Genomic DNA, 26,388 nt, shown 5'->3' on the forward strand with positions numbered 1-26,388 from the left:
GACCGCACCGCGATCCGGGGCAGCGCCGTCCACGTGACGGCCCTGCCCCGGTCCGCGTCGCGGCCCTTCGCGAGAGGAACACCGTGTACTTCACCGACCGTGGCATCGAGGAACTGGTCGAGCGCCGGGGCGAGGAGCAGGTCAGCGTCGAGTGGCTGGCCGAGCGCCTGCGCGACTTCGTCGACCTCAACCCGGAGTTCGAGACGCCGATCGAGCGCTTCGCCACCTGGCTCGCCCGCCTCGACGACGAGGACGAGGAGTAGCGGCCACCGCCCCGCATGATCAACGGCCCGGGTCCGCGGGACGAAGGTCCCGGGCGGACCGGCCGGTGATCTCCTAGGGTGGGGTGGTGGCCCGCAGCGTCTACCTGACCAGCGTGGGGTCCGGCGGGGGTAAGTCGACCATCGCCCTCGGCCTCGCGGAACTCCTCTCCCGACAGGTCGAGCGGATCGGCGTGTTCCGGCCGCTCGTCACCGGCGCGGAACCCGACCCGATCCTCGCCCTGCTCACCGACCGTTACCGGATCGACCTGCCGCAGGACGCCCTGACCGGCGCCACCTACGCCGAGGCGAGCGCGCTGGTCGCCGACGGCCGCCGGGAGGAGCTGATCTCCCGGATCGTCGAGCGGTACCGCGACCTCGAACGGCGCTGCCCGGCGGTGGTCGTGGTGGGCAGCGACTTCACCGACGGCGGGGAGGGCGCGGGCCCCCGGGAACTGGCCTTCAACGCCCGGCTCGCCACCGAGTTCGGCAGCGTGGTGGTGCCGGTGCTCGACGGCTTCGGGCAGTCGCCGGAGACGGTCGCGGCGGCGGCGCGCGGGGCGTACCACGACCTCGACGACCTGGGCGCGACGGTGCTGGCGGTGATCGCCAACCGGGTCGCCGGGCCGATGACGCTGCCCGAGCTGCCCGTCCCCGCGTACGCCATCCCGGAGGTGCCGGCCGTGTCGGCGCCGACGGTGGCCGAGGTGGCGACGGCGCTCGGCGCCACCCTGCTGGCCGGGGACGACGCCGCGCTCGGCCGGGACGTGCTCGACTACGTGGTCGGCGCGGCGCACGTGCCGACCCTGCTCGGCCACCTGACCGAGGGCGCGCTGGTGATCACCCCCGGCGACCGGGCGGACCTGCTGGTCGCGGCGAGCGCCGCGCACGTCGCCGGGCAGGTCTCCGTGGCCGGCGTGGTGCTCACCCTCGGCGAGCAGCCCGACCCCCGCGCGATGCGGCTGGTCGACGGGCTCAACACCGGTCTCGCCGTGCTCTCGGTGACCAGCGACAGCTACGACACGGTGGCCGCGTCCAGCCGGATCGAGGGCCGGCCCAGCCCGGCCAACCCGCGCAAGGTCGAGGCGGCTCTCGGCGCGTTCGAGCGGTGCGTGGACACCGTCGACCTGGCCCGCCGGCTGCGGGTCACCCGCTCCGCCCGGGTCACCCCGCTGATGTTCGAGTACGACCTGATCGACCGGGCCCGGGCCACCCGCCGGCGGCTGGTGCTGCCGGAGGGGACCGAGGAGCGCATCCTGCGGGCGGCGGAGATCCTGCTCCGCCGGGGCGTGGCCGACCTGACCCTGCTCGGCCGCCCCGACGACGTCGCCCGCCGGATCCGGGAACTCGGCATCGACGTCACCGGCGCGGACGTGGTGGACCCGATCACCAGCCCGTGGCGCGACGAGTTCGCCGAGGAGTACGCGAAGCTGCGCGCCCACCGGGGCCTCACCGTGGATCTGGCGCACGACATCGTGGCCCAGCCCAACTACTTCGGCACGATGATGGTGGCGACCGGGCACGCCGACGGCATGGTCTCCGGGGCCACCCACACCACCGCGGCCACCATCCGCCCCGCCTTCGAGATCATCCGGACCGTGCCGGGGGTCTCGGTGGCCTCCAGCGTCTTCTTCATGCTGCTGGCCGACCGGGTGCTGGTCTACGGCGACTGCGCGGTCAACCCCGACCCGGACGCCGCCCAGCTCGCCGACATCGCCATCTCCTCGGCCGACACCGCCGCCCGGTTCGGCATCGAGCCCCGGGTGGCGATGCTGTCGTACTCGACCGGCGACTCGGGGTTCGGCGCGGACGTGGAGAAGGTCGCGGCGGCCACCAAGCTGGTCCGCGAGCGTCGGCCGGACCTGCTGGTCGAGGGCCCGATCCAGTACGACGCGGCGATCGACCCGCAGGTCGCGGCGACGAAGCTGCCCGACAGCCCGGTGGCGGGGCGGGCGACGGTCTTCATCTTCCCGGACCTGAACACCGGCAACAACACGTACAAGGCGGTGCAGCGCTCGGCGGGGGCGGTGGCGGTCGGCCCGGTGATGCAGGGCCTGCGCCGGCCGGTGAACGACCTGTCCCGGGGCGCGACCGTCGCCGACATCGTGAACACGGTGGCGATCACCGCCATCCAGGCGGCCGGATCGCCGGAGGAGGGCTCGTGACCGACCGCGTGCTGGTGCTCAACTGCGGTTCGTCGTCGGTGAAGTACCGGCTCTACGACGGCGAGGCCGTACGCGACAAGGGCACCGTGGAGCGGGTCGGCGAGCCCGGTGGCGGGCCGGCCGACCACGCCACCGCGGTCCGGGAGATCATCGACCGGGTCGACCTCGCCGGGCTGGGCGCGGTGGGGCACCGGGTGGTGCACGGCGGGCGCCGGTTCAGCCGGCCGGTGCTCATCGACGACGCGGTCTTCACCGCCATCGAGGACCTCGTCCCGCTCGCGCCGCTGCACAACCCGGCGAACCTGGCCGGGATCGAGGTCGCCCGGGAGGCCCTGCCGGGCGTGCCGCAGGTCGCCGTCTTCGACACCGCCTTCCACCACACCCTGCCCGAGGCCGCCGCCACGTACGCGATCGACCGGGACACCGCCGAGCGGTACGGCATCCGCCGGTACGGCTTCCACGGCACCTCGCACGCGTACGTCTCGAAGCGCACCGCCGAACTGCTGGAGCGGCCGTACGAGCGGCTGCGCACCATCACCCTGCACCTGGGCAACGGGGCGAGCGCCTGCGCGGTCGACGGTGGCCGGAGCGTGGCCACCTCGATGGGGATGTCGCCGCTGGAGGGCCTGGTGATGGGCACCCGCAGCGGCGACCTGGACCCGACCGTCATCTTCCACCTGCGCCGCGAGGGCGGGATGGGGGTGGACGAGATCGACCACCTGCTCAACCACCGCAGCGGGCTGCTCGGGCTGACCGGCGTCAACGACATGCGGGAGGTGCTGGCCCGGCGGGAGGCCGGGGACCGGGCCGCCACGCTGGCCCTGGAGGTCTACTGCCGCCGGATCACCGGCTACGTCGGCGCGTACTACGCGCTGCTGGGCGGGGTGGACGCGGTCACCTTCACCGCCGGGGTGGGCGAGCACTCCCCCGAGGTCCGGGCCGCCGCGCTGGCCGGACTGGAGCGCCTCGGCATCGCGGTCGACCCGGGGCGCAACGCCGGCAGCGGCGACCGGGTCGTCTCGCCGGACGGCGCCGAGGTCGCCGTCTGCGTCATCGGCACCGACGAGGAGCGGGAGATCGCCCGGGAGACCCGGGCGGTGGTCGACGCCGACCGCTGAACGCCGCCGGAGACGCCGGTCAGATCCAGCGTCGGGTGGGCGGTGCGCAGCGCCGCCGGACGGCGGTCAGCCCAGCGCCAGCCAGGCGACCACGGCGACCAGGAGCACGGCGACCACACCCACGCCCACCGCCAGCGGCAGCCGGGACGGCGCGTCCGCGACGGCGGCGGATTCCGGGGAGTGCGCGAAGGCACGGAACTGCTCGGTGTTGCCGCTCGGGTCCACGTACTCGTCAGGCATGCCGGAGACCCTAGCGAAACCGCGCGCCCCGCATCGCCCCCGACGTACCGAGCGTGACGCCTGCGATCCGTTGCGGTGGCCGGCTGCGGCCGACCGGCGGATCTCACCGGTCCGGACGGCCGGCCCGGCGGCACCCGCCGTACGGCCGGGTTCACGGTGCGTCCGACGATGCCCGGTCGGCCCGCCGGGGCAGGCACAATCGGTGCCATGTCCCGTCGCCGTACCCCGGTCCCGCTCGCCGCCGTCCCGCTCGTCGCCGTCCCGCTCGTCGCCGCCCTGCTCGCCGTCGGTCTGGTCGGCTGCTCGGCCGCGCCCGCCCCGACCGCCCGCCCGGCCGCCCCGGCACAGTCCCCGCCGGCCACCACCCCGGCCCCGGGCGGTCCCGCCGGCAGCGCGCCGACCGGGACCTTCGCGGTCGGCGTACGCCAGTTGAAGCTCAACCGCGACGGCGACCGGCCGCTGCCGGTGACCCTCTGGTACCCGGCCCGGGGCGAGGCCGGCGACGCGCCGCAGCGTGGGGCGACGGTGGCGGCCGGCCGGTTCCCGGTGGTGATGTTCAGCCACGGCCTGGGCGGCCGGCCGCAGGACTACGCGGCGCTGCTGACCCGCTGGGCGGCGGCCGGGTTCGTGATCGCCGCGCCCACCTTCCCGCACACCAGCCGGGGCACCGACAGCAACGTACTCGACGTGCTGAACCAGCCGGCGGACGTCTCGTACGCCCTGGACGCGGTGCTGGCGCTGGACGGGAAGGCCGGTGACCCGCTGCGCGGCCGGCTCGCCACCGACCGGGTCGCGGCGACCGGGCACTCGGCCGGCGGGGTGACCACGATCGGGCTCTTCACCGCCGGCCGGGACGAGCGGCTGGACGCCGGGGTGGTCTTCGCCGGCACCGGGCTGGGCGTCGGCACGGCCTTCGCCGGGGCCGCCGCGCCGCAGCTCTTCGTGCACGGGCAGGCCGACGAGGTGGTCGAGTACGCGGCCGGCAAGGCGGTCTACGACGCGGTGCCGTGGCCGAAGGCGATGCTCAGTCTGCCGAAGGGCGACCACGGTCGGGCGCTGCTCAGTGACGGCGCGGCCCTGCGGGTGGTCTCCGACACCACGGTCGAGTTCCTCCGCTGGACCCTCTACGGCGACGCGAAGGCCAAGGCCCGCATCGCCACCGGCGCCACCCACGCCGACATCGCCACCCTCGACAACCGCCTCTGACCCCCACCCACCGCACCCCCACCCCCACCCCCACCGCCCCCGGGGACGCACTTTCAGAGAAAGAGTGGCCATCCGGCGCGGAATAGCCACTCTTTCTCTGAAAGTGCACGGGGGGTGAGGGGCGGGGCGGGGCGGGCGGGGTCAGGTGGTGTGGTCGATGACGACCTTGCCGAAGACGTCGCCGGAGTGCAGGCGGGTGAAGGCGTCCTCGACCTTCGAGAACGGCACGACGCTGTCGATCACCGGGTGGATCTCGTGCTCGGCGCAGAAGCCCAGCAGCTCGGTCAGCTCGTGCGGGGTGCCCATCGAGGTGCCCAGGATCTCCAGCTGCATGGCGAAGACCCGGCGCAGGTTGACCGTGGGCTCGTGCCCGGCGGTCGCCCCGGAGACGACGATCCGGGCCATCGGGGCGGCGGACTTCAGCGAGTGGTCGAAGGTGGCCGCGCCGACCGTCTCGATCACCACGTCGACCCGCTCGGGCAGCCGGGCGCCGGGCTCCAGCGCGGTCGCCCCCAGCTCGGTGATCCGCTCCCGCTTGCCGGCGTCCCGGCTGGTCGCGTACACCCGCTTGCCGAGCGCGACGCCGAGCGCGACGGCCGCGGTGGCCACGCCGCCGCCGGCCCCCTGGACCAGCACCGACTCGCCCTCGTCCACCCGGCCCTTGGTGGTGAGCATCCGCCACGCGGTGAGCCAGGCGGTGGGCAGGCAGGCCGCGTCGGTCGCCGAGAGGCCCGCCGGCAGCGGCAGCAGGTTCATCCGGGGTACGGCCACCCGCTCGGCCAGCGTCCCGGGGAAGTGCTCGGAGAGGATGGAGACGCCCCGCGGGTCGCCCGGCGTGGGCACCACCGGGTAGATGACCACCTCACGGCCGTCGGGGTCGGTGCCGACGGCGTCGCAGCCCAGGATCATCGGGAGCTGGTCGGGGGCGAGGCCCACCCCGCGCAGCGACCAGATGTCGTGGTGGTTGAGCGAGCTGGCCCGCACCTGCACGGTGACCCAGTCGGAGTCCGGGTGGGTCGGCTCGGGGCGGTCGCCGACGCCGAGCGCGGCGAGCGGGTTGTCGGCGTCGAAGCGGGAGGCATAGGCGGCACGCATGATCGGCACCGTAACAAGGGAAACGATCGTTAAGAAGGCCCCGGGCCGTGGCGACCCGGGGCCTTTCTCACACGGTCAGGCGCGGGCGACACCGTCGCGCCGGGCCGCCTCGGCCACCGCCTCCGCCACCGCCGGGGCGACCCGGGGGTCGAGCGGCGAGGGCACGATCGCGTCGGCGGTGAGCGACTCGGCCACCACCGAGGCGATCGCGTCGGCCGCGGCCACCTTCATCCCGTCGGTGATCCGGGTGGCCCGGGCGTCCAGCGCGCCCCGGAACACGCCGGGGAAGGCCAGCACGTTGTTGATCTGGTTGGGGTAGTCGCTGCGGCCGGTGGCCACCACCGCGACGTGCCGGGCCGCCACCTCCGGGTGCACCTCGGGGGTGGGGTTGGCCAGCGCGAAGACGATGCCGCCCGGGGCCATCCCGGCCACCGCCTCCTCGGGGATCTGCCCGCCGGAGACGCCGATCAGCACGTCCGCGCCGCGCAGCGCCTCGGTGATGTCACCCTGCCGGCCCTCGGCGTTGGTCGTCTCGGCGAGGTGCGCCTTGGTCTCGGTCAGGTCGGGGCGGTGCCGGCCGATGATGCCCTTCGAGTCGCAGACCACCACCTGCTCCGGGTTCACGCCCCCGGCGACCAGCATCGCGGTGACCGCGACCCCGGCCGCGCCGGCGCCGCTGACCACCACGCGCAGGTCGCCGAGCTTGCGGTTGAGCAGGGCCGCCGCGTTGCGCAGCGCGGCCAGCACGACGATCGCGGTGCCGTGCTGGTCGTCGTGGAACACCGGGATCGGCAGCGCCTCGTCCAGCCGGCGCTCGACCTCGAAGCAGCGGGGGGCGCTGATGTCCTCCAGGTTGATGCCGCCGAAGGACGGGGCGAGCGCCCGGACCGTCGCCACGATCTCGTCCACGTCCTGGGTGTCCAGGCAGATCGGTACCGCGTCCACGCCGGCGAACTGCTTGAACAGCACCGCCTTGCCCTCCATCACCGGCAGCGCGGCACGGGGGCCGATGTTGCCCAGCCCGAGTACGGCGGAGCCGTCGGTGACGACCGCGACGGTGTGCGACACCCAGGTGTAGTCGTCGGCGAGGGCGGGGTCGGCGGCGATGGCCTCGCAGACCCGGGCCACGCCCGGGGTGTACGCGAGGGAGAGGTCCTCCCGGCTGGTCAGCGGGACCGTCGAGGTGACGGCCATCTTGCCGCCGACGTGCAACCGGAAGACAGGATCAGCGGGATCCACGGTGGACGCAGACATGGTGACTCCAGGATCTGTCGAGCAGACGGAGCGGCCGGCGCGGGCGCGAGGTGAGGCGTCGAACGGCGGCACGCGGTGCGGGGGGTCACCCGGGCACTTTCCGAGCATAGTCAGGTGACGGCCGCTCGGATGTGAGCAGGGTCATAACGGTCGGCGGGACACCCGGCCGGGGCGCGGCCAGTAGCGCAGCACCACCCGGCCCAGCACGTCGGCCACGCCGTACGCCCGGGAGTCGTCGGTCACCAGGTCGTTGTCCCCGCGTACCCACCAACCGCCGTCCTGCGGGCGGACCGCGCGCTTGACCACCAGCAGCTCCGGGCGGCTGCGGAAGACCGCGACCACGACGTCGCCGGGGCGGGCCGGGCGGCCACCGACCCGGACCAGGACGGCGTCGCCGTGGCGCAGCGTGGGCGACATGGACGGGCCGGTCACCCCGACGGCGGTCAGCGGCCGGCGCATCCGGGCCCCGGGACCGCCTCCGTCGACCGCCATCAGGTTTCCCCTCCGCCCCTGTCGGGGACGTCCCCAGGAGTAATGTCGGCTTGGATCATCGCAAACATCCCGTGGAGGACTCTGATGCGACTTCCCCGCATCCTTTCGCCCCGTCTGACCGCCAGCGCGCACTGCGACCTGCCGTGCGGCGTCTACGACCCGGCGCAGGCCCGGATCGAGGCCGAGTCGGTGAAGGCGATCTGCGAGAAGTACCAGGCCAACACCGACCCGGAGTTCCGCACCCGCGCCATCCTGATCAAGGAGCAGCGCGCCGACCTGGTCAAGCACCACCTGTGGGTGCTGTGGACCGACTACTTCAAGCCGGCCCACTTCGAGAAGTACCCGCACCTGCACCAGCTCTTCAACGAGGCCACCAAGCTGGCCGGCGCGGCCGGCGCCAAGGGCGGCACCGACCCGTCCAAGGCCGACGAGCTGCTCCAGAAGATCGACGAGATCTCGAAGATCTTCTGGGAGACCAAGAAGGCGTGACCCTGGCTCCCCAGGCGCCGTCGATCCGGCCGGCACGTCCCGAGGACGTGCCGGCCGTCGTCGCGATGGTGCACGAACTCGCCGACTACGAGCGGGCCCCCGAGCAGTGCCACCTCACCGAGGCGCAGCTGCACGCCGCGCTCTTCGGGCCGTCGCCCGCGCTCTTCGGGCACGTCGCGGTGGACGCCGACGACCGGCCGCTCGGCTTCGCCCTGTGGTTCCTCAACTTCTCCACGTGGGAAGGCGTGCACGGCGTCTACCTGGAGGACCTGTACGTCCGCCCCGAGGCGCGGGGCACCGGGGCCGGTCGGGCGCTGCTCGCCACCCTGGCGGCGCTCTGCGTCGAGCGGGGCTACCGGCGCCTCGACTGGTGGATGATCCACTGGAATCCCGCCGCCCGCTTCTACGCCTCCATCGGGGCGGAGCAGATGCGGGAGTGGCTGCCGTACCGGCTGACGGGGCCGGCGCTGCACTCCCTCGCCGGGCAGGCGCCGACGGCACCCGCCCGGCCGGGCGCCTGAGGGGGTAGAGTCCCCGACCGGGGGGATGAGGCGTGACTCAACTGACCGGCCAGCCGACGACCGACGACGACGTCGTGCACCTCACCGTGCCCGCCGACGGCGGATACCTCGGCGTGCTCCGTACCGCGACGGCGGGGCTCGCGGCCCGTCTCCAGTTCGCCCTCGACGAGATCGAGGACCTGCGCATCGCGGTGGACGAGGCGTGCGCCATGCTGCTCGCCATCGCGACCCGTGACGCCGAGTTGGAGTGCCGCTTCTCGGTCACCGAGGACGCGCTCACCGTCGAGGTGACCGTGCCGACCGTCCGCGGCGCGACACTGCCCTCGGAGTCCTCGTTCGCCTGGAAGGTGCTCACCGCGCTGACCACCGCCGCCTCGGCAAACGCGGTCGCCGGGCGGGCCACCATCTCGCTGCTGACCCGCCGCTCCGGCTACTGACCGGCGTCCCGGCCGCTCGGCCGGGATCCGGTCACTCGAACCCCAGGGCCCGCGTCGTGGGCGGGCTGAGCAGCAGCGCGCAGACCCCGAGCCCGAGCGCCATCAGCGGTACGCCCAGCCAGCCCATCCCGGCCTGGAGCATGAACCAGCCGACGGGCAGCAGCATCAGCTGGAGGACCATCGCGGGGGCCCGGGCGCCGGCGCGGCGACGGGCCAGCGCCCCGCCGAGGGCCCAGAGCGCTGCGGCTCCGGCGATCGCGAACCCGGTCACGAAGAGTGCCGACACCAGGTCGGTCTTGGTGGCGGTCAGGTCGGCCCAGATCAGCCAGCCGGCGAGCAGCGCCAGGGCGACCGCTTCGGCCCGCAGCAGCCGTACCGCCCAGCGGAGGGTGTCCGGCGCGGCGTCGGAGTCGATGGTCACGCGGGCCACGATACCGGTGGGCGGTCGCGGTACAGTGCCGCCCATGCGGGCCGTCCTGGTGGTCAATCCGAAGGCCACCACCACCAGCGAACGCAGCCGGGACGTCCTGGTCCGGGCGCTGCGCAGCGAAGTCGACCTGTCGGTGCGGTACACCCGCCGCCGGGGTCACGCCACCGACCTGGCCCGGGAGGCGGCCGAGGAGGGGGTCGACGTCGTCGTCACCCTCGGTGGTGACGGCACGGTCAACGAGGTGGTGAACGGCCTGATGACGGCCGAGCCGCCGACCTTCCGCACCGGCGGTACGCCCGCCGAGCGGCTGCCCGCGCTGGCGACCGTGCCGGGTGGCTCGACGAACGTCTTCGCCCGCGCCCTGGGCCTGCCCCGGGAGTGGCCGGAGGGCACCAGCATGATCCTGGAGGGGCTGCGGCTGGGCCGGTCCCGGACGATCGGGCTGGGCCGGGCCGACGACCGCTACTTCACCTTCTGCGCCGGCTTCGGGGTGGACGCGGCGGTGATCCACCGGGTGGAGCAGGCCCGTAAACGGGGTCGGGTCTCCACGCCGGCGCTCTACTTCCGCGCCACGCTGAGCCAGTACTTCCTCGACTCGGACCGCCGGCACCCGGCGATCTCGCTGGAGCGTCCGGGTGAGCCGGCCGAGGGCGAGCTGGCGACCGTCATCATCCAGAACTGCGCGCCGTGGACGTACCTGGGCGAGCGGGAGATCAACCCGAATCCGGAGGCGTCGTTCGACCTCGGCCTCGACGTGCTGGCCCTACGTCAGCTCCGCGTGGCCAGTACGACACGGACAGTGACGCAATTCCTCTCCCGGGATCCGGATCCGCATGGCAAGCAGGTCTTGCGACTCCACGACGTGCCGGAGTTCACGCTGGTCAGCGCCCGCCCACAGGCGTTCCAGCTCGACGGCGACTACCTTGGCGTACGGGAGAAAGTCAGATTCACATCCGTTCCCGCGGCACTGAGAGTAATCTGCTAGGTCTCGGGTAACGCCCTAGGTCGGCGGTCGTTACACCGCACGACGGCGGTGGCCGCCAGGACGAAGGGTGGTGCCGGAAATGTCAGCAATGTCACGCGGACTGTACTATATTGATCCTCGACTGTGGTACGCCGGGTAACCAGGGACGCCTCAAACCCGGACAAAAGGGTCGTGAGCTTGCTCACCGTGCGGAGTTTTTCCTCGCGTCACCCTTGACATCGACAGAGTTCGTGAAAGTATTCACAAGCGAACTTGAGTTACCGGGACATTGCCTGGATATGCTCGGCAGGTTGAGCCTTTCCAGCAGGTCGCGGGACTGAACGAGCCTGCTCACGCACTGCCGAATAGTCGAACGCGAACCGTCACGACCGGCACTGCGGATGCACATAAGGAAAAGCAACAGCGTTATCTGCCGCCCATCTCAGAATGAGGAGTGTTGCCGCCATGGACTGGCGCCACGATGCCGTCTGCCGCGACGAGGACCCGGAGCTGTTCTTCCCGATCGGGACGTCCGGTCCGGCCCTCCTGCAGGTGGAGCAGGCGAAGGCCGTCTGCCGGCGCTGCCCGGTGACCGACCACTGCCTCCAGTGGGCACTGGAGTCCGGTCAGGACGCCGGCGTCTGGGGCGGGATGAGCGAGGAGGAGCGCCGCGCGGTGAAGCGCCGCGGCGGGCTCCGGGTGCTGCGCGCTCACTCCGCCTGACCGACCACACGCACCGCCGTACGCCCCGGCCGGGTCCGCCCCGCCGGGGCGTTCTGCTGTCCGCACCCCGTCCCACTACCCCGCCACCCCGGCTCTCGATCATGGTGGCGGCCGTCGTCACACCGGTGTCGCCGCGTCCACCCGGCGCAGCACCAGATCCGCCAGCTCCGGGGCGTCGGTCAACGGCCCGCTGACCGCCACCGCCCCGGCCGCCCGGGCCGCCGCCACCACCCCGTCGTGGAAGAGCCCGGGCGCCAGGAAGTACGCCGCCACGGCCACCCGCCGGGCCCCCGCCGCCCGTAGCCGGGCCACCGCCACGTCCGCCGTCGGCGGGGCCGCCGAGGCGTACGACACGGTGCAGGACAGGCCGAACTCGTCGGCCAGCGCCACCGCGACCCGCCCCACCGAGCCCCGCGCCCGGGCGTCCCGGGTCCCCGCCGCCGCCAGTACCAGCGCGTCCACGCCGCCCGGCTCCGCCTCCGCCAACCGCCGGCGCAGTCCGGCCAGCAGCCCCGCGTCCACCGTCCCGTCCGCCGGTCCGAGCACGTCGGTCACCCGTACCGCCAGCTCCGGGGCCGTCTCGCGGGCCGCCGCCACCGCCGCCGGGACGTCCACCCGCCGGTGGTACGCGGCGGTGAGCAGCAGCGGTACGACCACCGCCTCGGCGTGCCCGTCCGCCGCGAGGGCGCGCAGCACCTCCGTCGGCCCCGGGTCGGTGTGGTCCAGCCAGCTCGGCAGCACCCGGGTGCCGGGGCGCGCGGCCTCGACGGCCCGGGCCAGCGCCCGGGTGGCCTCCGCCGCCCGGGGGTCCCGGCTGCCGTGCGCCACCAGCACCACCGGCGTACCGCCGGACGCGCCGGACCCCGACGGCGGCGTGGGCCGCCCGGAGCTGAACCGGCCGACGGGTGGCTGCCCGGCCCCGGACCCGCCCGGGGCCGGCGTGGGCGTGCCGCGGCCCGCAGCGGACGTGGCCGGCGCGGACCCGTTGGCGGGCGTTCCAGAGGCCGGCGCGGACCGGTCGACGGAGGACGTGGGCGACGCGGACCGGTCGGCGGAGGACGTGGCCCGCGCGGACCGGTCGACGGCGGAGGTGGGCGACGCGGACCTGTCGACGGAGGACATGCCGGGGGCCGGCGCGGGAGCGCCCGCGCCGGCCCCCGGGCCGGTCAGACGTGCAGCCCGCACTCGGTCTTCTCGAACATCGCCCAGCGGCCGGCCCGCGGGTCCTCCCCCGCCTTGGTGCGCCTCGTGCAGGGCCAGCAGCCGATCGAGCCGTAGCCGCGGCTGAACAGCTCGTTGACCGGGATGTCGTACCGGGAGATGTAGGCGTCGACGTCGGCCTGGGTCCAGGCGGCGATCGGGTTGACCTTCACCTTGCCGCGCCGGGCGTCGAAGGTCACCACCGGCGTGTTCGCCCGGGTCGGCGACTCGTCCCGGCGCAGCCCGGCGGCCCAGGCGTCGTACCCGGCCAGGGCCCGCTCCAGCGGCTCCACCTTGCGCAGTTGGCAGCAGTCGTCGGGCGAGCGGTTGAACAGCCGGGGGCCGTACTCGCCGTCCTGCTGGCCCACGGTCAGCCGGGGGCGGATCGAGCGGACGTTCACCGGCAGCCGGCGGGCCACCTCGTCGCGGACCCTCAGCGTCTCCGGGAAGTGCAGGCCGGTGTCGAGGAAGACCACGTCCACCCCGGGGGCGACCCGGGAGACCAGGTGCGCCAGCACGGCGTCCGCCATCGAGCTGGTCACGCAGAACCGGTCGCCGAAGGTCTCGGCCGCCCAGCGGGCGATCTCCAGCGCCGGGGCGCCCTCCAGCTCGCGGCCGGCCGCCTCGGCCAGTACGCGCAGCTCCTCCGGGTCGCGCCGGCCCTCCTCGGCCGGAGTCGGGCCGCCGGGTCCGACGAGTCGCAGGTTCGCTGCGGAGACGAGGTTCATCCGTGCCGGCCTCTCGTTCGTGACTGCGGGGCTCGCCAGTTCACTCCTCGTGCTCACCGGAGCACCCCCGTGCTGAGCAGACCGGTGAACCTCACCGTGAAGACGCGGGCGCAGGCGTGGCACTCCCAGGCGCCGTGCCCGGCCTCGCTCGGCCGCAGGTCCTCCTCGCCGCAGTACGGGCAGTAGAGAGGTGCGGAACGGGCATCACTCATCGGAGCTCCTCCTCGTCGACCCTGATCACCCAGTTGGCGAACGTCTCACCGTCGGTCCGGCCCGCCAGGTAGCGGCGGGCCAGTCGTTCCACGTACTCCGGCAGCTCGTCGGCGGTGGTCTTCAGGCCGCGCAGCTTGCGCCCGAAGCCGGCGGTCTGCCCCTCCGCCATGCCGAGGCCGCCGCCGAGGTGCACCTGGAAGCCCTCCACCTGGCGGCCGTCCGGACCGACCACCAACTGCCCCTTCAGGCCGATGTCGGCGACCTGGGTACGGGCGCAGGCGTTCGGGCAACCGTTGAGGTGGATGGAGATGTCGGCGTCGAAGTCGCGCAACCGCTCCTCCAGCCGGGCCACCAGTTCCTCGCCGCGCCGCTTCGTCTCGACGATGGCCAGCTTGCAGAACTCGATGCCGGTGCAGGCCATGGTGCCGCGCCGCCAGGCCGACGGCCGGGCCTCCAGGCCGATCCCGCGCAGCGCGTCGACCAGGGACTCCGTCCGCTCCGGCGCCACGTCGAGGACCAGCAGCTTCTGGTACGGGGTGAGCCGCACCCGGCCGCTGCCGTGCGCCTCGACCAGGTCGGCGAGCCGGGCGAGCTGCGTGCCCGAGACCCGCCCGACGACCGGCGCGGCGCCGACGTAGTGGCGGCCGTCGCGCTGCCGGTGCACGCCGATGTGGTCCACCGGCTTGCTCGGCAGCTCCGGGGCGGGCCCGTCGAGCAGGGTCCGGCCCAGGTACTCCTTCTCCAGCACCTCGCGGAACTTCTCCACGCCCCAGTCGGCGACCAGGAACTTCAGCCGGGCCCGGTTGCGCAGCCGACGGTAGCCGTAGTCGCGGAAGATGCCGACCACGCCGGCCCAGACGTCCGGCACCTCGGCCAGCGGCACCCAGACACCGAGCCGCTTGGCCAGCATGGGGTTGGTGGAGAGGCCGCCGCCGACCCACACGTCGAAGCCGGGGCCGTGCTCCGGGTGGTCCACCCCGAGGAAGGCGATGTCGTTCGCCTCGTACGGGGTGTCGACCAGCCAGGAGATCGAGGTCTTGAACTTGCGGGGCAGGTTGGAGAACTGCTTGTCGCCGACGTACCGGCTGACGATCTCGTCGACGGCCGGCGTCGGGTCGACCAGCTCGGCCTCGGCCACCCCGGCGACCGGGCTGCCCAGCACCACGCGCGGGCAGTCCCCGCACGCCTCGGTGGTCTGCAGGCCGACCGACTCCAGCCGGCGCCAGATCTCCGGCATGTCCTCGACCCGGATCCAGTGGTACTGGATGTTCTGCCGGTCGGTGATGTCGGCGGTGTCCCGGGCGAACTCGCGGGAGATGTCGGCGACCACCCGCAGCTGGGCCAGGCTCAGCTCACCACCGTCGACCCGGACCCGGAGCATGAAGAACTCGTCCTCCAGCTCGTGCGGCTCCAGCACGGCGGTACGACCGCCGTCGATGCCCGCCTTGCGCTGGGTGTAGAGGCCCCACCAGCGGAACCGGCCGCGCAGGTCCTGCGGGTCGATGGAGGCGAAGCCGCGGTGGGCGTAGATGGTCTCGATCCGGGCCCGCACGTTGAGCGGGTCGTCGTCCTTCTTGATCCGCTCGTTGGCGTTGAGCGGCTCGCGGTGGCCCAGCGCCCACTGCCCCTCGCCACGGGGGCGGCGAGGCGCCCGCGCGGGCGGGGTGTCGGGGCGGGCCGAGGTGCTGGTGACCGCCATCGCGGCGTCCTCCGTTGTCTGCTGTGCCTCGGTGGGTGCGCGGGCGCGGCGGCCGACCCGTGGGACGGGTCGAGGACAACGGTGTCAGAACGGCCGGCGCGGACTACGCGCCCGAGACAGATGGGTCGGGCGTCGTCAGTGGGCCGGACAGATCGCGCTGCGCACGCGGCCGTAGTCGACGTGGCGACGGGCCACGAAGCGGCGGACGACAGCGGCGGTCATGCGCTCATGCTGCCACACGCCGACAGGCGCGGCCAACGACCGCGTGCCGCATCCCACATCACGGGCGACACCCCCGACCCATCGAAGATCGACTCCGCCCCGCGCCCCGCGCCCCGCGCCCCGCGCCCCGCGCCCCGCGCCCCGCGCCCCGCGCCCCGCGCCCCGCGCCCCGCGCCCCGCGCCCCGCGCCCCGCGCCAAGATCGTGCTACTTACGGGATGTAGTGGTTTCGCGGCCGGTGCGATGCCACGACATCCAGGATCGAGCGCGACCTTGCGAGCTGGGTCGCTACGGCCACGGGCCACCGACGGGTGTGGAAGGCTCGGTCCGTGGGCGATATGTCCGTAAGGCGCGGTCCGGCAGGGCACGGTCGGCGGGCGGAGTCGCTGGTGTGGCTCGTGCCGACGCTGGCCACGCTGGCCGCCGGACTGGTCGGGATCGGGCATGCCCAGCCGTGGCGGGACGAGTTGGCCAGCTGGAGCGCCGCCACCCGGTCGCTGCCGGACCTGTTCCGGCTCACCGGCACGGTGGACGCCGCGACAGGTCCGTACTACCTGCTGCTGCACGGCTGGGTACGACTCGCCGGCGACTCGCCGGCCGCGCTGCGACTGCCCTCGGCGCTGGCCATGGCGGCGGCGGCCGGACTCACCGCCGTCCTCGGGCGACGGCTGTTCGGGGCCCGCGCCGGCCTGCTCGCCGGCCTGCTCCTCGCGGTGCTCCCCGGCACCTCCCGGTACGCCCAGGAGGCCCGCCCGTACGCCCTGGCCACCCTCTTCGCGGTGCTCGCCACCCTGCTGCTGGTCCGGGCGCTGGACCGCCCCGGTCGGGCTCGCTGGGCGGGCTACGCCGCCGCCGTGGCCGCGCTCGGCCTGACCCACCTGCTCGCCCTCACCCTGCTCGCCGCGCACGCCGTGGTGGTGCTGGCCGCCCGGCGCGCCGGCGCGCCGGCCACCCCGGGCAACTCGGCCGGCGTGGGGCATGCGGGCGGAGCCCCGGCCACCCAGGGCGACACGGGCGAAGCCGCAGCCGGCGTGGGCGACACGGGCGAAGCCGCAGCCGGCGTGGGCGACGCGGGCGAAGCCGCAGCCGGCGTGGGCGACGCGGGCGGCGCCTCGGCCACCGCGGGCGCAGCCCGAGCCGGCGAGGGCGACACGGGCGAAGCCGCAGCCGGCGTGGGCGACGCGGGCGGCGCCTCGGCCACCGCGGGCGCAGCCCGAGCCGGCGAGGGCGACACGGGCGAAGCGCCAGCCACCACGGGCGACACCCGGTACCGGCGGCTCCCGCTGTACTGGGTGCTCGCCCTGCTACCGGTGCTGGTCGTGCTCACCCCGCTGCTCCTGCGCGCCCGGGGGCAGCGCTCCCGGCAGCTCGACTGGGTCGAGGCGGCCCGCCTCACGGACCTGGCGGCGCTGCCCGGTGGTGTGGCGCAGAGCAGCGTGGTCGGGGGGCTGCTGGTCGGCCTCGCCGCACTCGGCGCCGCCCGGGCGGGGCGCCGGGCGCTGCTGCCGGGGCTCTGTGTGCTGCTGCCGGTGCTGCTGGTCTTCGTCGGAGGGCTGGTGGTGCCGCTCTGGGTACCGCGCTACCTGCTCTTCATCGTGCCCTTCGCCTGCGTGCTCGCCGGGGCGGCGTTGATCGCCGCCCCGGCGAGGCCGGCCACCGCACCGCCCTGGCAGGCGTCCGCACCCTCTGGCGCCGCGCCGGGCTCGCCGAGTGCCGCACCGGGGCGGCCACCTGCGGCCCCTGACGCCACGCCGGCGCCGGCCCTCGCCGCTCGGCGGTGGCAGCTACTCGCGCCACCGGTCGCCGTGGTGGCGCTCGCCGGGCTGCTCGGCCTGCCCGAGCAGGCGTCGCTGCGGCAGACCCACGGTTGGCCGCGCAGCGCCACGGTCGACTACCGGGGCGCGGCGGAGATCATCGGCGCGGGCCAGGAGCCCGGCGACACCATCGTCTACTGGCCCCGGGACGGCTGGCTCTTCCTCGATCTCGGCGTGTCGTACCACCTGAAGGAGCGACCCCGGGACGTGCTGGCGCTCCGCGACCAGCGGCAACGCGCGGACTTCTGGGTCACCGAGTGCCCGCGCCCGGCGGACTGCCTGGCCGGGGCCCGGCGAGTGTGGCTGGTGGTGGCCGGCCGTCGGCCGGACCCGCTGACGGTGGTCCCCACCGCGACCGGCGACGCGCTCCGCGACGCCTACACGGTGACCCGGCGGTGGCACCGCCCCAACCTCACCGTCGCCCTCCTCACCCGCGACTGAGCGACTGAGCGCCAGAGCGCCAGGAGGATCTTGGTACCGACCGACCCCTGGAGGGGCCTGTCCGTACCAAGATTCACAAAGCGGTCAGGCGGGCTGGCGGTCGCCGCCCCGGGCCAGGGGGACGACGAGGACGGCTTCGGTGCCACCCTCGGCGCCGTTGCGCAGCTCGATGCTGCCGCGCAGCTCCCCGGTGGCCAGCGCCCGGACGATCTGCAACCCCAGCCGGCCGCCGCGCTCGGCGTCGAACTCGGCCGGCAGGCCGCGCCCGTTGTCGGCCACCGAGACGTGCAGCTGCTTGCGGAACCGGTGCGCGGTCACCACCACCTCCGGCTTCGCCGCGTCCTCCGGGGTGGGGGCCGCGCCGTCCTCGCCGGCCGGCGGGAAGCCGTGCTCGACGGCGTTGAGCAGCAGTTCGTTGAGGACCATCACCAGCGAGGTGGCGATCTCGGCGGGAAGCACCCCGAAGCTGCCCTTGCGCCGCATGCCGACGCTCACCTCGGTCGCCGCCACCTCGGTCGCCGCGCTGGCCACCCGGTCGACGATCCCGTCGAACTCGACCGCCTCGTCGCTGGACATCGAGAGGGTCTCGTGGACCAGGGCGATCGAGGCGACCCGGCGTACCGACTCCTCCAGGGCGACCCGGGCCTCGGGCATGGCGACCCGGCGGGCCTGCAGCCGGAGCAGCGCGGCCACGGTCTGGAGGTTGTTCTTCACCCGGTGGTGGATCTCCCGGATGGTGGCGTCCTTGGTGATCAGGGCGCGGTCGCGTCGGCGTACCTCGGTGATGTCGCGGACCAGCACCAGCGCGCCGATCGGCACGCCGGCCGGCATCAGCGGCAGCGACCGGGTCAGCATGGTCGCGCCCCGGGCGTCGATCTCCCGCCGGGGCGGGGCCTCGCCGCGCAGCGCGGCGAGCACGCCGTTGGCCGCGTCGGTCCCTTCGAGGGGGTCGCTGGCCAGCCGGCGGTGCAGCTTGGCCAGGTCCTCGCCGACCAGGTGCGAGGCGTAGCCCAGCCGGCGGTACGCCGACTGCGCGTTCGGGCTGGCGTAGGTGACCTTGCCGTTGGCGTCCAGGCGGACCAGACCGTCGCCGACCCGGGGGGCCGAGGTGGTCTCGCCCGGGTGCCGGGGCGGCGGGAAGGTGCCGTCGGCGATCATCTGGGCCAGGTCGTCGGCGGTGGTGAGGTAGTTCAGCTCCAGTTGGCTGGGCGTCCGGGCGGTGGAGAGGTTGGTGTCCCGGCCGACCACGGCGACCACCTCGCCGGCCTCGCCGTCGGCGGTACGCAGCCGCACCGGGATCGCCTCGTGCCGGGCGGGCACGTCGCCGTACCAGACCGGGTCGCCCTCCCGCCAGATCCGCCCCTGCCGGTACGCCACCTCCAGGTGCGCCACCTCGGGCCCGCCGACGATCCGCCCCACCTGGTCGTCCAGGTACGCGGTGGGGGCGGTCGTCGGGCGGACCTGGGCGACGCAGAGGAACGTCCCGTCGCCGTCCACCGGCACCCAGAGCAGCAGGTCGGCGAAGGACAGGTCGGACAGCAGCTGCCAGTCGCCGGCGATCCGGTGCAGGTGGTCGATGTCGGCCGGGCGGAGCTGGGTGTGCTCCTCGGCGAGGTCGCGCAGCGTGGACACGCCTCACAGCGTGCCACGTTCCGGCTCACATCGTCGCGGTGACCTTCTTGAGCCCGCGCGGTGCGTCCGGGTCCTCGCCCCGGGCCAGCGCCAGGGCGAGCGCCAGCCGCTGCAACGGCAGGATGTCCAGCAGCGGGGCGTACCGCTCGTCGACCTCCGGGACGGCCATCCGGGTGGCGCCCTCGATCTCGGCGGAGCCGACCACCACCACGTCGGCGCGGCGCTCGCCGAGGCGGGGCAGCACCTCGCCCATGGACCGTCCGCCGGGGCCGGAGCCGACGACGGCCAGCACCGGCACGTCCGGGTCGGTCATGGCGAGCGGGCCGTGCAGCAGGTCCGCGCCGGAGAAGGCGAGCGCGGGCAGGTACGAGGTCTCCATCAGCTTCAGCGCCGCCTCCCGGGCGGTCGGGTAGGCGTACCCCCGGCCGGTGGTGACGAGCTGGCCGGCGAAGCGGTAGCGGGGCGCGAGCTGTGCCGGGGTGGGGTCGACCAGGGTGCGCTCGGCCAGCTCGGGCAGGGCGTCCAGCGCGGCCCGCTCCTCGGCCGGCAACGTCCCGCCGCCCGCCCGGATCCCCTCCACGAGCATCAGCAGGGCGAGCAGTTCGGCGGTGTACGTCTTGGTGGCGGCGACCGCCCGCTCGTGCCCGGCGGCGATGTCGACGCTCAGCTCGGCCGCCTCGACCAGGGGCGAGCCGGGGTTGTTGGTGACGGCGAGGGTGAGCGCGCCGGAGGCGCGGGCGGTGCGCAGCACCTCGGTCAGGTCGGGGGAGCCGCCGCTCTGGCTGACCCCGACGACCAGGGCGTCGGAGAGGTCGGGGCGGGCCCCGTAGATGGTGACCGCGCTCGGCGAGGCGAGCCCGGCGGGCAGGCCGAGCCGGATCTCGGTGAGGTACGCCCCGTAGAGGGCGGCGTGGTCGGAGGTGCCCCGGGCGGTGAAGACGACGTGCCGGGGGCGGCGGCGGGCGATGGCCGCCGCGACCCGGGCGATCGGCTCGGCGTGCGCGGCGGAGAGCAACCGGGCGTAGCCGGCCGGCTGCTCGTCGATGTCTGCGGCCATGCCGGCCCCTGGACGTGTCACGAAGGCTCCTCCCCTGCGCGTTTCCCGCGCGTTTGGTGATCAGTCTTGCACCATTGGGCGCTCATGGGCAATCGAACGAGCAGCAATGAGCAGTCGATCACCAATGTGTGGCCTCATCCCCTAGGCTTGCCCAGCCCTGGCAACCCACACCTGCGAGCGGAAGGCGAACGTGTCCGAGGACGATCCCGCGCTCTCCGCGGCGGAGGAACTCGCCCTCGCCCGGTCGGCCCTCGACTCCGGCGACCTGCCGCACGCCGCCGGCCACCTGGCCGCCGCCCTGGCCCACTCCCCGACCCTGCCCGAGGTGCACGAGACGCTGGCCCGGATCGCGGCGGCCTCCGGCGGCGACTTGGACCTCTTCCCGCTGGGCCAGCGGGCCTTCGTCGGGGCGGTGGTGGCCCGCGCCCACCTGCTCGCCGCCGCCGGGCGTCCGGCCGAGGGACTCGACCTGCTGGTCGCCGCCACCGCGCACGCGCCCGGCACGGACTGGGCCGGCGTGCCCTGGGTGACCGCCCCCGACCTGGCCGGACGGCTCGACCCCGAGCGCACCGCCCGGATCCTCATGCAGGTCTGCGCGGCGGTGCCCGACCCGGTGCCCCGGGCCGGCCGCCCGCCGCTGTCGCCGTACCTCACGCTGGCCCGGCACGCCGTCGACGCGAACCCGCGGCACCCGCTGCTGCTCGGCGCGGCGTCCGCGCTGGCCCGGCGCCTCGGCGAGGTCGCCCTCGCCGTCACCTGGGCCAGCCGGGGGGTACGCGAGGAGCCGTCCAAACTGGGCGAGGTGTGGCTCGGGTACGCCTACCGCAGCGCCGGCCGGACCAGGGAGGCGCTCGCCGCCCTGGAACGGGCCGTCGCCCACGACCCCGACGACCTCGCGGTGTACGCGGACATCGCCGGCACCCTGGCCGACACCGGCCGCCTCGACGAGGCCCTCACCTGGACCGACCGGGCCCTGGAGCGCGACCCGACCTTCGACTGCGCGGTGCACACCGCCCACCGGCTGCGCTTCCTGCGCGACGGCGACGTGGCGCACCTGATCGCGCTGGCCGACTTCGTCCGCGACCACCCGGACGACAGCCACGAGCACGGCGACCTCGCCGAGTGCTGCCGCAGCCGGCCCTGGCTGGGGCAGGTCACCCCGGCCGCCGGCGCGATGGTGGACGCGCTGCGCCGCTCGTCGGCCTCCGACGGCGCGCCCGGCACGGCGGTCCGCCTCACCGCCCCGGAGCCGCCCAGCGCGATGCGGGCCGGTGCGGCGGCGGGCCTCGACGTCGAGGTGACCGGGGTGGCCGAGCCGGACCCGCGTGAGCCCCGCCGGGCCACCACCCGCCAGCTGTGGCGCTACGAGGGCGGCACGGCCGCCCCGACCCTGCCGGCCCCGTCCGCCGACGCGGCACAGCGGGTACGCCAGCTCGCCCATCCCGCCTGGCCCCACCCGCCGGCCGCGTACGACGCCGCGGTCGGGCTGGCCACCCTGGAACTCGGGGACCTGCTGGGGCTGCTGGTCCACCCGCCCGAGCCGCCCGACACCGCGCTGGGGCGGGTGCTCGGCGGGCAGGACCCGGCGCTCTGGGTGCGCTGCGTGCAGGTCTGGGCCTGTCTCGGGCTGCTGCACCACCGCACCGACGAGCCGTGGTCGTCCTCGACCCGCCGCCGGGTGCTCGTCGAACTGGTCTGGGACGTCGAGGACTGGATCACCGAGGCAGCGCTCTTCGCCCTGGTCACCGCCGCCTGGGTCGACCCCTCGGTACGCCCCGACGTGGCCGCGGTGGTGGCCGAACGCCTCGCCGACGTGGCCGAGGTGGCCCGGGAGCGGCCGGTGCCGATCGCGGTGTCCCTGGCGTACCTGGCGCTGGCCACCCCGGCCCTGGACGGCGCCACCACCGCCCTCGCCCACGCCCTGCTCGACACCGCAACGGCGACCTCCACCCCCGGCCCGCTCCGCCGCCTCTGGCGCCGCCTCACCGCCCTCCTCCACCGCCCCTGACCCCCCCGCTGCGGTCATTCTTTTGCGCGACAGACAGCGCCATGCGGTCGCCCGCACTTTCAGAGAAAGAGTGGCCATTCCGTCCGGAACAGCCACTCTTTCTCTGAAAGTGTGCGGATCTTGGGGCGGGTGGGCGGGGCGGGTGGGTGGGTGAGGGCGGGCGGGGTGGGGGGTCAGGCGGTGGGGGCCTTGCCGAGGGCGAGTTCGGCCTGCTCCTCGGGGGTGGCGTCCGGCGGGGTGTCGTTGGTCGAGCGCAGCGGGATCTCCCGGATGAACCAGGCCAGCACCGGCACCGCGACGGTGAAGAGCACCGCCCACCCGAAGACGTGCGAGACGGCGTCGGCGAGGCCACCCAGCACCGTCTCCCGCAGCTCCGGCGGCAGCTGCCGCAGCATCTCCAGGTCCATGCTCTGGCCCTCGCCGGTGCCGCCCCCGCCGAAGGCGCTGCCGGCCGGGGAGCCGGCGAGCCGGTTGGCGAAGATGGCGCCGAAGAGCGAGACGCCGAACGAGCCGCCGATGGAGCGGAAGAAGGTGGCCGCGCCGCTGGCCGCGCCGAGGTCCTTCTGCGCGACGCTGTTCTGCGCGATCAGCATCGTGGTCTGCATGAGGAAGCCCATGCCGACGCCGAGCACGACCATGTAGAGCGAGGACTCGGTCTTGCTGGTGTCCAGGTCGAGCCGGGTCAGCAGCGCCATGCCGGCGGCCATCACCACACCGCCGACGATCGGGTACGCCCGGTACCGGCCGGTCCTGGTGATCGCCCGGCCGACGACCAACGAGACCACCAGCATGCCGAACATCAGCGGGAGCAGCAGCAGGCCGCTGTTGGTGGCCGACGCCCCCTGCACGGTCTGCTGGTAGAGCGGCAGGAAGTTCATCGCGCCGAACATCGCGAACCCGAGCAGGAAGCCGATCACCGAGATCAGCGCGAAGTTGCGGTTGGCGAAGAGGCCGAGCGGCAGGATCGGCTCGGGGGCGCGCCGCTCGACGATCCCGAAGGCGGCCAGCGCGACGACGGCCAGCACGGCCAGGCCGACGATCTGCGGGGAGATCCAGTCGTAGGAGTTGCCGCCCCAGGTGGTGACCAGCACGATCGCGGTGATGCCGACGGAGAGCAGGGCGGCGCCGAGCCAGTCGATGCGGTGCTCGGTGCGGTACTTCGGCAGGTGCATGGTGGTGGCCAGCACCAGCAGCGCGACGCCGCCGAGCGGCAGGTTGACGTAGAAGGCCCAGCGCCAGGAGAGGTTGTCGGTGATGAAGCCGCCGACCAGCGGCCCGGCCACCATGGCGATGGCCATGATGCCGGCGATCATGCCCTGGTAGCGACCCCGCTCCCGGGGCGGCACCAGGTCGCCGATGATCGCCATCACGCCGACCATCAGGCCACCGGCGCCGAGGCCCTGCACGGCGCGGAACGCGATCAGCTGGATCATGCCGTTGTCGGCCCCGCCGAGCAGGTCCGAGCCGGACATGCCGCAGAGCGCCGAGCCGATCAGGAAGAGGACCACGGAGGTCAGGAAGACCGTCTTGCGGCCGTACAGGTCACCGAGCTTGCCCCAGATCGGGGTGGAGACGGTGGTGCCGAGGATGTACGCGGTGACGATCCAGGTGAAGTGGTCGGCCCCGCCGAACTCCAGCGCGATCCGTGGCAGCGCGGTGCTGACGATCATGTTGTCGAGCATCGCGAGCATCATCGCGATCATCAGGCCGAACAGGACGACCCGGACGTTCGGCCGCACCGCCGACTGACTTTCCTGATCCATCGGTAAGCTCCCCCGCGAGACGTGACCCGCTTACTTGCCGGCCGGCTAGTTACCTTACTAGCCGCACGGTAAGTTGGGTACCGAGAAACGGTCGACGAGACGGGTGGTCCGGGTGAGGGAGAGCACAGGCGGCACGCGCCAACGCATCCAGGCCGTCGCGCTGGAGCTCTTCACCGAGCAGGGGTACGAGAAGACCTCGCTGCGTGAGATCGCCGAGCGGCTGGGGGTGACCAAGGCCGCGCTCTACTACCACTTCAAGAGCAAGGACGAGATCGTCAACAGCTTCGTCGAGGACCGGCTGCGCCGGATGGACGAGCTGATCGCCTGGGCGCGCGCGCAGCCCACCTCCCGCGACACCCGGCACGCGCTGATCGCCCGGTACGCCGAGACGATGTTCGCCAGCGAGCAGCCCTCGGTGATGCGCTTCTTCGAGCAGAACCAGACCGTGCTGAAGAGCCTGACCGCCGGTCAGCAGATGCGGGAGCGGATGTTCCAGCTCGCCAACGAGCTGTGCCGGGGCGACGACTCCCCCGCCGCCCAACTGCGCGCGGCGCTGTCGCTCTTCGCCGTGCACAGCAGTTGGTTCGCGGTACGCGCGCCGGACATCACCGACGACGACCGCAAGAAGATCGCCCTCGACGTCGCCGACGAACTGCTCGCCGGGATCGGCGACCGGCCCGCCGCTCAGGACTGAGCGGGCAACTCCAGGCGCAGGCCCAGCAGCTGGACCCCGGGCACCGGCGACCAGTCCTTCTCCGGCGTCCGGACGAAGCCCAGGCGCTGGTAGAGCCGGTGCGCGGCCACGGCGAGCCCGTCCCGGACGCAGATCACCACCGCCGAGCAGCCGAGGGCGGTGGCCCGGTCGACGCACGCCCGCACCAGCGTCGCCCCGGTGCCGAGCCCCTGGGCGGCCGGGTCCACGGCCAGCATCCGGAACTCGGCCTCGCCGGGGCCGGACAGCTCGGCGTACGGGGTGCCGGGCAGCACGAAGGTCACCGACCCGAGCACGGCCCCGCTCGCCCCGTCCACGGCCACCAGCACCTCGCCGGCGGCGGCCCGGTTGGACACGTCGGCGAGCACCTCGGCGTACCCGCTCTCATCCTTGAGCTGCCCGTCCGCCTCGTACGCGGCGACCGTCAGCCGGGCGATCGCGGCGAAGTCGGCCGGGGTGGCCGGGCGGACCGTCGGGCCGGTCAATCGATCACCGCGATGAGGTCACCGTCCTGCACGACGTCACCCTCGTTGACGGCGAGCTGCTTGACCACACCGTCGGACTCGGCGACGACCGGGATCTCCATCTTCATCGACTCGAGGATCACCAGCGTGTCCCCCTCGGACACGGTGTCGCCCGCCGACGCGACGACCTTCCAGACGTTGGCCACCATCTCGGCGCGGATCTCCTCGGCCATGTCCCGGCCCTCCCTCTCGCGATTGCCTGCCGACGTATCCAATCATGCGGGCGCACGGCGCGGGTGGGGAGCGGCGTGCGTGCGCTCTCGCGTCGGACGGCCCGGACGGCCGCCGAGCGCCGGGGCGGCCACCGGGCGCTCGGGTCGGCGGCAGGGCGAGAGTCGGGCAGGGCTGCCGTCCCTGCGGGCGCGGGCGGATTCGGCGGAAGGGCGGTCCCGACCCGCCGCCCCGGCGGACGATGGCGGGGCCCGCCCGCACTAGCATCAGCGGGTCGGACCCGGGCGCCGGGACGACCGGTGCGTGCGCCGGCGTCGGGGTCGCCGCGGCAGGGATCCGACCATCACGAGGAGGTCAGCATGGCGAAGAAGGCCCGCAAGAAGAAGGCCCGGAAGAAGAGCGGCGCGAACCACGGCAAGCGCCCCAACTCCTGACACCGCCCGGCGGGACCACCCGCCGGCGCAGGACCGGACGCCACGGTGGCCCGGGTCGAGTCGACCCGGGCCACCGTCGTGTCCGTGTTCAGTCGGCGAGTTCGCGCGACTCGCTGGCCTCGAAGACCACCAGCTCGGTGAGGCGTACCCGCAGCCGCTCGCGCAGCTGGTCGGGGGCGGTCTCGTTGCCGCAGCAGCGGGCCACGAGCGCCTTCACCTCCTGCTCGATGCCGTACTCGCGCAGGCAGGGCCCGCACTCGTCGAGGTGGTGGCGGATCAGGTCACGCCGTTCCTCGGCGCACTCCAGGTCGAGGTAGAGGTAGACCTCCGCCAGCACCTCGCGGCAGTCCGTCTCGTGCGGCTCTCCACAGCTCACG

Annotated in this window: 28 protein-coding genes; 13 read left to right on the forward strand and 15 right to left on the reverse strand. The window is 74.2% G+C overall.

The window, feature by feature from the left end; all coding sequences use genetic code 11:
- Positions 1-83 precede the first annotated feature (83 nt).
- The 3 genes from GA0070614_RS11055 to GA0070614_RS11065 all read left to right on the forward strand — a co-directional run bounded on the left by GA0070614_RS11055 (position 84) and on the right by GA0070614_RS11065 (position 3,543).
- Complete coding sequence (locus GA0070614_RS11055) at positions 84-263, forward strand: DUF6104 family protein (RefSeq protein ID WP_088975872.1); 180 nt, start codon at positions 84-86, stop codon at positions 261-263.
- Between the two features lie 86 nt (positions 264-349).
- The gene (gene pta / locus GA0070614_RS11060) at positions 350-2,425 is read left to right on the forward strand and encodes a phosphate acetyltransferase (protein ID WP_088979375.1); all 2,076 of its coding nucleotides are present in this window, start codon (positions 350-352) and stop codon (positions 2,423-2,425) included.
- Complete coding sequence (locus GA0070614_RS11065; protein WP_088975873.1) at positions 2,422-3,543, forward strand: acetate/propionate family kinase; 1,122 nt, start codon at positions 2,422-2,424, stop codon at positions 3,541-3,543. Before pta ends, GA0070614_RS11065 begins: the two co-directional genes overlap by 4 nt.
- Before the next feature lie 66 nt (positions 3,544-3,609).
- Here GA0070614_RS11065 and GA0070614_RS30550 read toward each other — a convergent pair whose 3' ends face one another.
- The gene (locus tag GA0070614_RS30550; protein WP_172892412.1) at positions 3,610-3,783 is read right to left on the reverse strand and encodes a hypothetical protein; all 174 of its coding nucleotides are present in this window, start codon (positions 3,781-3,783) and stop codon (positions 3,610-3,612) included.
- A 207-nt stretch (positions 3,784-3,990) separates the two neighbouring features.
- On the opposite strand from GA0070614_RS30550, the gene GA0070614_RS11070 reads away from it, so the two are divergent.
- Positions 3,991-4,989 carry an alpha/beta hydrolase family protein gene (locus GA0070614_RS11070; RefSeq protein ID WP_088979376.1) on the forward strand — a complete coding sequence of 333 codons (999 nt, stop codon included), beginning with the start codon at positions 3,991-3,993 and terminating at the stop codon, positions 4,987-4,989.
- Between the two features lie 141 nt (positions 4,990-5,130).
- Here GA0070614_RS11070 and GA0070614_RS11075 read toward each other — a convergent pair whose 3' ends face one another.
- From GA0070614_RS11075 to GA0070614_RS11085, 3 genes are all read right to left on the reverse strand, one after another.
- Positions 5,131-6,093 (reverse strand): zinc-binding dehydrogenase, encoded by a 963-nt coding sequence (locus tag GA0070614_RS11075; protein WP_172892413.1) that lies wholly within the window; start codon positions 6,091-6,093, stop codon positions 5,131-5,133.
- A 66-nt stretch (positions 6,094-6,159) separates the two neighbouring features.
- Positions 6,160-7,338, reverse strand: a complete 1,179-nt coding sequence (locus GA0070614_RS11080; protein WP_088975874.1) for an NAD(P)-dependent malic enzyme — start codon at positions 7,336-7,338, stop codon at positions 6,160-6,162.
- Positions 7,339-7,479: 141 nt separating this feature from the next.
- Positions 7,480-7,830 (reverse strand): S24 family peptidase, encoded by a 351-nt coding sequence (locus GA0070614_RS11085; protein WP_088975875.1) that lies wholly within the window; start codon positions 7,828-7,830, stop codon positions 7,480-7,482.
- A gap of 84 nt (positions 7,831-7,914) precedes the next feature.
- Between GA0070614_RS11085 and sodN the strand changes: the two genes are divergently transcribed.
- The 3 genes from sodN to GA0070614_RS11100 all read left to right on the forward strand — a co-directional run bounded on the left by sodN (position 7,915) and on the right by GA0070614_RS11100 (position 9,277).
- Positions 7,915-8,319 carry a superoxide dismutase, Ni gene (gene sodN / locus GA0070614_RS11090; protein WP_088975876.1) on the forward strand — a complete coding sequence of 135 codons (405 nt, stop codon included), beginning with the start codon at positions 7,915-7,917 and terminating at the stop codon, positions 8,317-8,319.
- 65 nt (positions 8,320-8,384) lie between these two features.
- Complete coding sequence (locus GA0070614_RS11095; protein ID WP_088979378.1) at positions 8,385-8,840, forward strand: GNAT family N-acetyltransferase; 456 nt, start codon at positions 8,385-8,387, stop codon at positions 8,838-8,840.
- A gap of 32 nt (positions 8,841-8,872) precedes the next feature.
- Positions 8,873-9,277 (forward strand): ATP-binding protein, encoded by a 405-nt coding sequence (locus tag GA0070614_RS11100; RefSeq protein ID WP_088975877.1) that lies wholly within the window; start codon positions 8,873-8,875, stop codon positions 9,275-9,277.
- 31 nt (positions 9,278-9,308) lie between these two features.
- On the opposite strand, the gene GA0070614_RS11105 is transcribed toward GA0070614_RS11100, so the two are convergent.
- Positions 9,309-9,698, reverse strand: coding sequence for a hypothetical protein (locus GA0070614_RS11105; RefSeq protein ID WP_088979379.1), 390 nt, complete (start codon positions 9,696-9,698; stop codon positions 9,309-9,311).
- A 43-nt stretch (positions 9,699-9,741) separates the two neighbouring features.
- On the opposite strand from GA0070614_RS11105, the gene GA0070614_RS11110 reads away from it, so the two are divergent.
- Both GA0070614_RS11110 and GA0070614_RS11115 read left to right on the forward strand, forming a co-directional pair.
- Positions 9,742-10,692 carry a diacylglycerol/lipid kinase family protein gene (locus GA0070614_RS11110; RefSeq protein WP_088975878.1) on the forward strand — a complete coding sequence of 317 codons (951 nt, stop codon included), beginning with the start codon at positions 9,742-9,744 and terminating at the stop codon, positions 10,690-10,692.
- Between the two features lie 444 nt (positions 10,693-11,136).
- The gene (locus GA0070614_RS11115; protein ID WP_088975879.1) at positions 11,137-11,394 is read left to right on the forward strand and encodes a WhiB family transcriptional regulator; all 258 of its coding nucleotides are present in this window, start codon (positions 11,137-11,139) and stop codon (positions 11,392-11,394) included.
- Between the two features lie 117 nt (positions 11,395-11,511).
- Here the strand turns inward: GA0070614_RS11115 and GA0070614_RS11120 are convergent, their stop codons facing one another.
- From GA0070614_RS11120 to GA0070614_RS11130, 4 genes are all read right to left on the reverse strand, one after another.
- Positions 11,512-12,231 (reverse strand): sirohydrochlorin chelatase, encoded by a 720-nt coding sequence (locus GA0070614_RS11120; RefSeq protein WP_088975880.1) that lies wholly within the window; start codon positions 12,229-12,231, stop codon positions 11,512-11,514.
- Positions 12,232-12,560: 329 nt separating this feature from the next.
- The gene (locus GA0070614_RS11125; protein WP_088975881.1) at positions 12,561-13,322 is read right to left on the reverse strand and encodes a phosphoadenylyl-sulfate reductase; all 762 of its coding nucleotides are present in this window, start codon (positions 13,320-13,322) and stop codon (positions 12,561-12,563) included.
- 53 nt (positions 13,323-13,375) lie between these two features.
- Positions 13,376-13,534, reverse strand: a complete 159-nt coding sequence (locus GA0070614_RS30555) for a hypothetical protein (protein WP_172892414.1) — start codon at positions 13,532-13,534, stop codon at positions 13,376-13,378.
- Positions 13,531-15,234 carry a nitrite/sulfite reductase gene (locus tag GA0070614_RS11130; RefSeq protein ID WP_088975882.1) on the reverse strand — a complete coding sequence of 568 codons (1,704 nt, stop codon included), beginning with the start codon at positions 15,232-15,234 and terminating at the stop codon, positions 13,531-13,533. Before GA0070614_RS11130 ends, GA0070614_RS30555 begins: the two co-directional genes overlap by 4 nt.
- A gap of 610 nt (positions 15,235-15,844) precedes the next feature.
- On the opposite strand from GA0070614_RS11130, the gene GA0070614_RS11140 reads away from it, so the two are divergent.
- Positions 15,845-17,710, forward strand: a complete 1,866-nt coding sequence (locus GA0070614_RS11140) for a glycosyltransferase family 39 protein (RefSeq protein ID WP_231933609.1) — start codon at positions 15,845-15,847, stop codon at positions 17,708-17,710.
- Positions 17,711-17,794: 84 nt separating this feature from the next.
- On the opposite strand, the gene GA0070614_RS11145 is transcribed toward GA0070614_RS11140, so the two are convergent.
- Together GA0070614_RS11145 and GA0070614_RS11150 are read right to left on the reverse strand one after the other, a co-directional pair.
- On the reverse strand, positions 17,795-19,342 hold the full coding sequence (locus GA0070614_RS11145) for a sensor histidine kinase (RefSeq protein WP_088975885.1): 1,548 nt from the start codon (positions 19,340-19,342) through the stop codon (positions 17,795-17,797).
- Positions 19,343-19,367: 25 nt separating this feature from the next.
- Complete coding sequence (locus GA0070614_RS11150) at positions 19,368-20,399, reverse strand: SIS domain-containing protein (RefSeq protein WP_088975886.1); 1,032 nt, start codon at positions 20,397-20,399, stop codon at positions 19,368-19,370.
- Between the two features lie 190 nt (positions 20,400-20,589).
- On the opposite strand from GA0070614_RS11150, the gene GA0070614_RS11155 reads away from it, so the two are divergent.
- The gene (locus GA0070614_RS11155) at positions 20,590-22,407 is read left to right on the forward strand and encodes a tetratricopeptide repeat protein (RefSeq protein ID WP_088975887.1); all 1,818 of its coding nucleotides are present in this window, start codon (positions 20,590-20,592) and stop codon (positions 22,405-22,407) included.
- A 173-nt stretch (positions 22,408-22,580) separates the two neighbouring features.
- Here the strand turns inward: GA0070614_RS11155 and GA0070614_RS11160 are convergent, their stop codons facing one another.
- Positions 22,581-24,170: an MDR family MFS transporter gene (locus GA0070614_RS11160; RefSeq protein WP_088975888.1), complete on the reverse strand. Its 1,590-nt coding sequence runs from the start codon at positions 24,168-24,170 to the stop codon at positions 22,581-22,583.
- A gap of 112 nt (positions 24,171-24,282) precedes the next feature.
- On the opposite strand from GA0070614_RS11160, the gene GA0070614_RS11165 reads away from it, so the two are divergent.
- A complete protein-coding gene (locus GA0070614_RS11165; protein WP_088979380.1) occupies positions 24,283-24,864 on the forward strand; it encodes a TetR/AcrR family transcriptional regulator in 582 nt (193 codons plus the stop codon).
- Here GA0070614_RS11165 and GA0070614_RS11170 read toward each other — a convergent pair.
- Both GA0070614_RS11170 and GA0070614_RS11175 read right to left on the reverse strand, forming a co-directional pair.
- Positions 24,855-25,367, reverse strand: coding sequence for a GNAT family N-acetyltransferase (locus tag GA0070614_RS11170; protein WP_088975889.1), 513 nt, complete (start codon positions 25,365-25,367; stop codon positions 24,855-24,857). The two genes, GA0070614_RS11165 and GA0070614_RS11170, sit on opposite strands and share 10 nt — an antisense overlap.
- Positions 25,364-25,579, reverse strand: a complete 216-nt coding sequence (locus GA0070614_RS11175; RefSeq protein WP_088973021.1) for a biotin/lipoyl-binding carrier protein — start codon at positions 25,577-25,579, stop codon at positions 25,364-25,366. The genes GA0070614_RS11170 and GA0070614_RS11175 overlap by 4 nt, the downstream gene beginning before the upstream one ends.
- A 357-nt stretch (positions 25,580-25,936) precedes the next feature.
- On the opposite strand from GA0070614_RS11175, the gene GA0070614_RS31655 reads away from it, so the two are divergent.
- Positions 25,937-26,011, forward strand: coding sequence for a 50S ribosomal protein bL37 (locus GA0070614_RS31655; RefSeq protein WP_369700219.1), 75 nt, complete (start codon positions 25,937-25,939; stop codon positions 26,009-26,011).
- Positions 26,012-26,099: 88 nt separating this feature from the next.
- Here GA0070614_RS31655 and rsrA read toward each other — a convergent pair whose 3' ends face one another.
- The gene (gene rsrA, locus GA0070614_RS11180) at positions 26,100-26,387 is read right to left on the reverse strand and encodes a mycothiol system anti-sigma-R factor (protein WP_088975890.1); all 288 of its coding nucleotides are present in this window, start codon (positions 26,385-26,387) and stop codon (positions 26,100-26,102) included.
- Position 26,388 lies beyond the last annotated feature (1 nt).

The organism is Micromonospora coxensis, assembly GCF_900090295.1.
Lineage (GTDB): Bacteria > Actinomycetota > Actinomycetes > Mycobacteriales > Micromonosporaceae > Micromonospora > Micromonospora coxensis.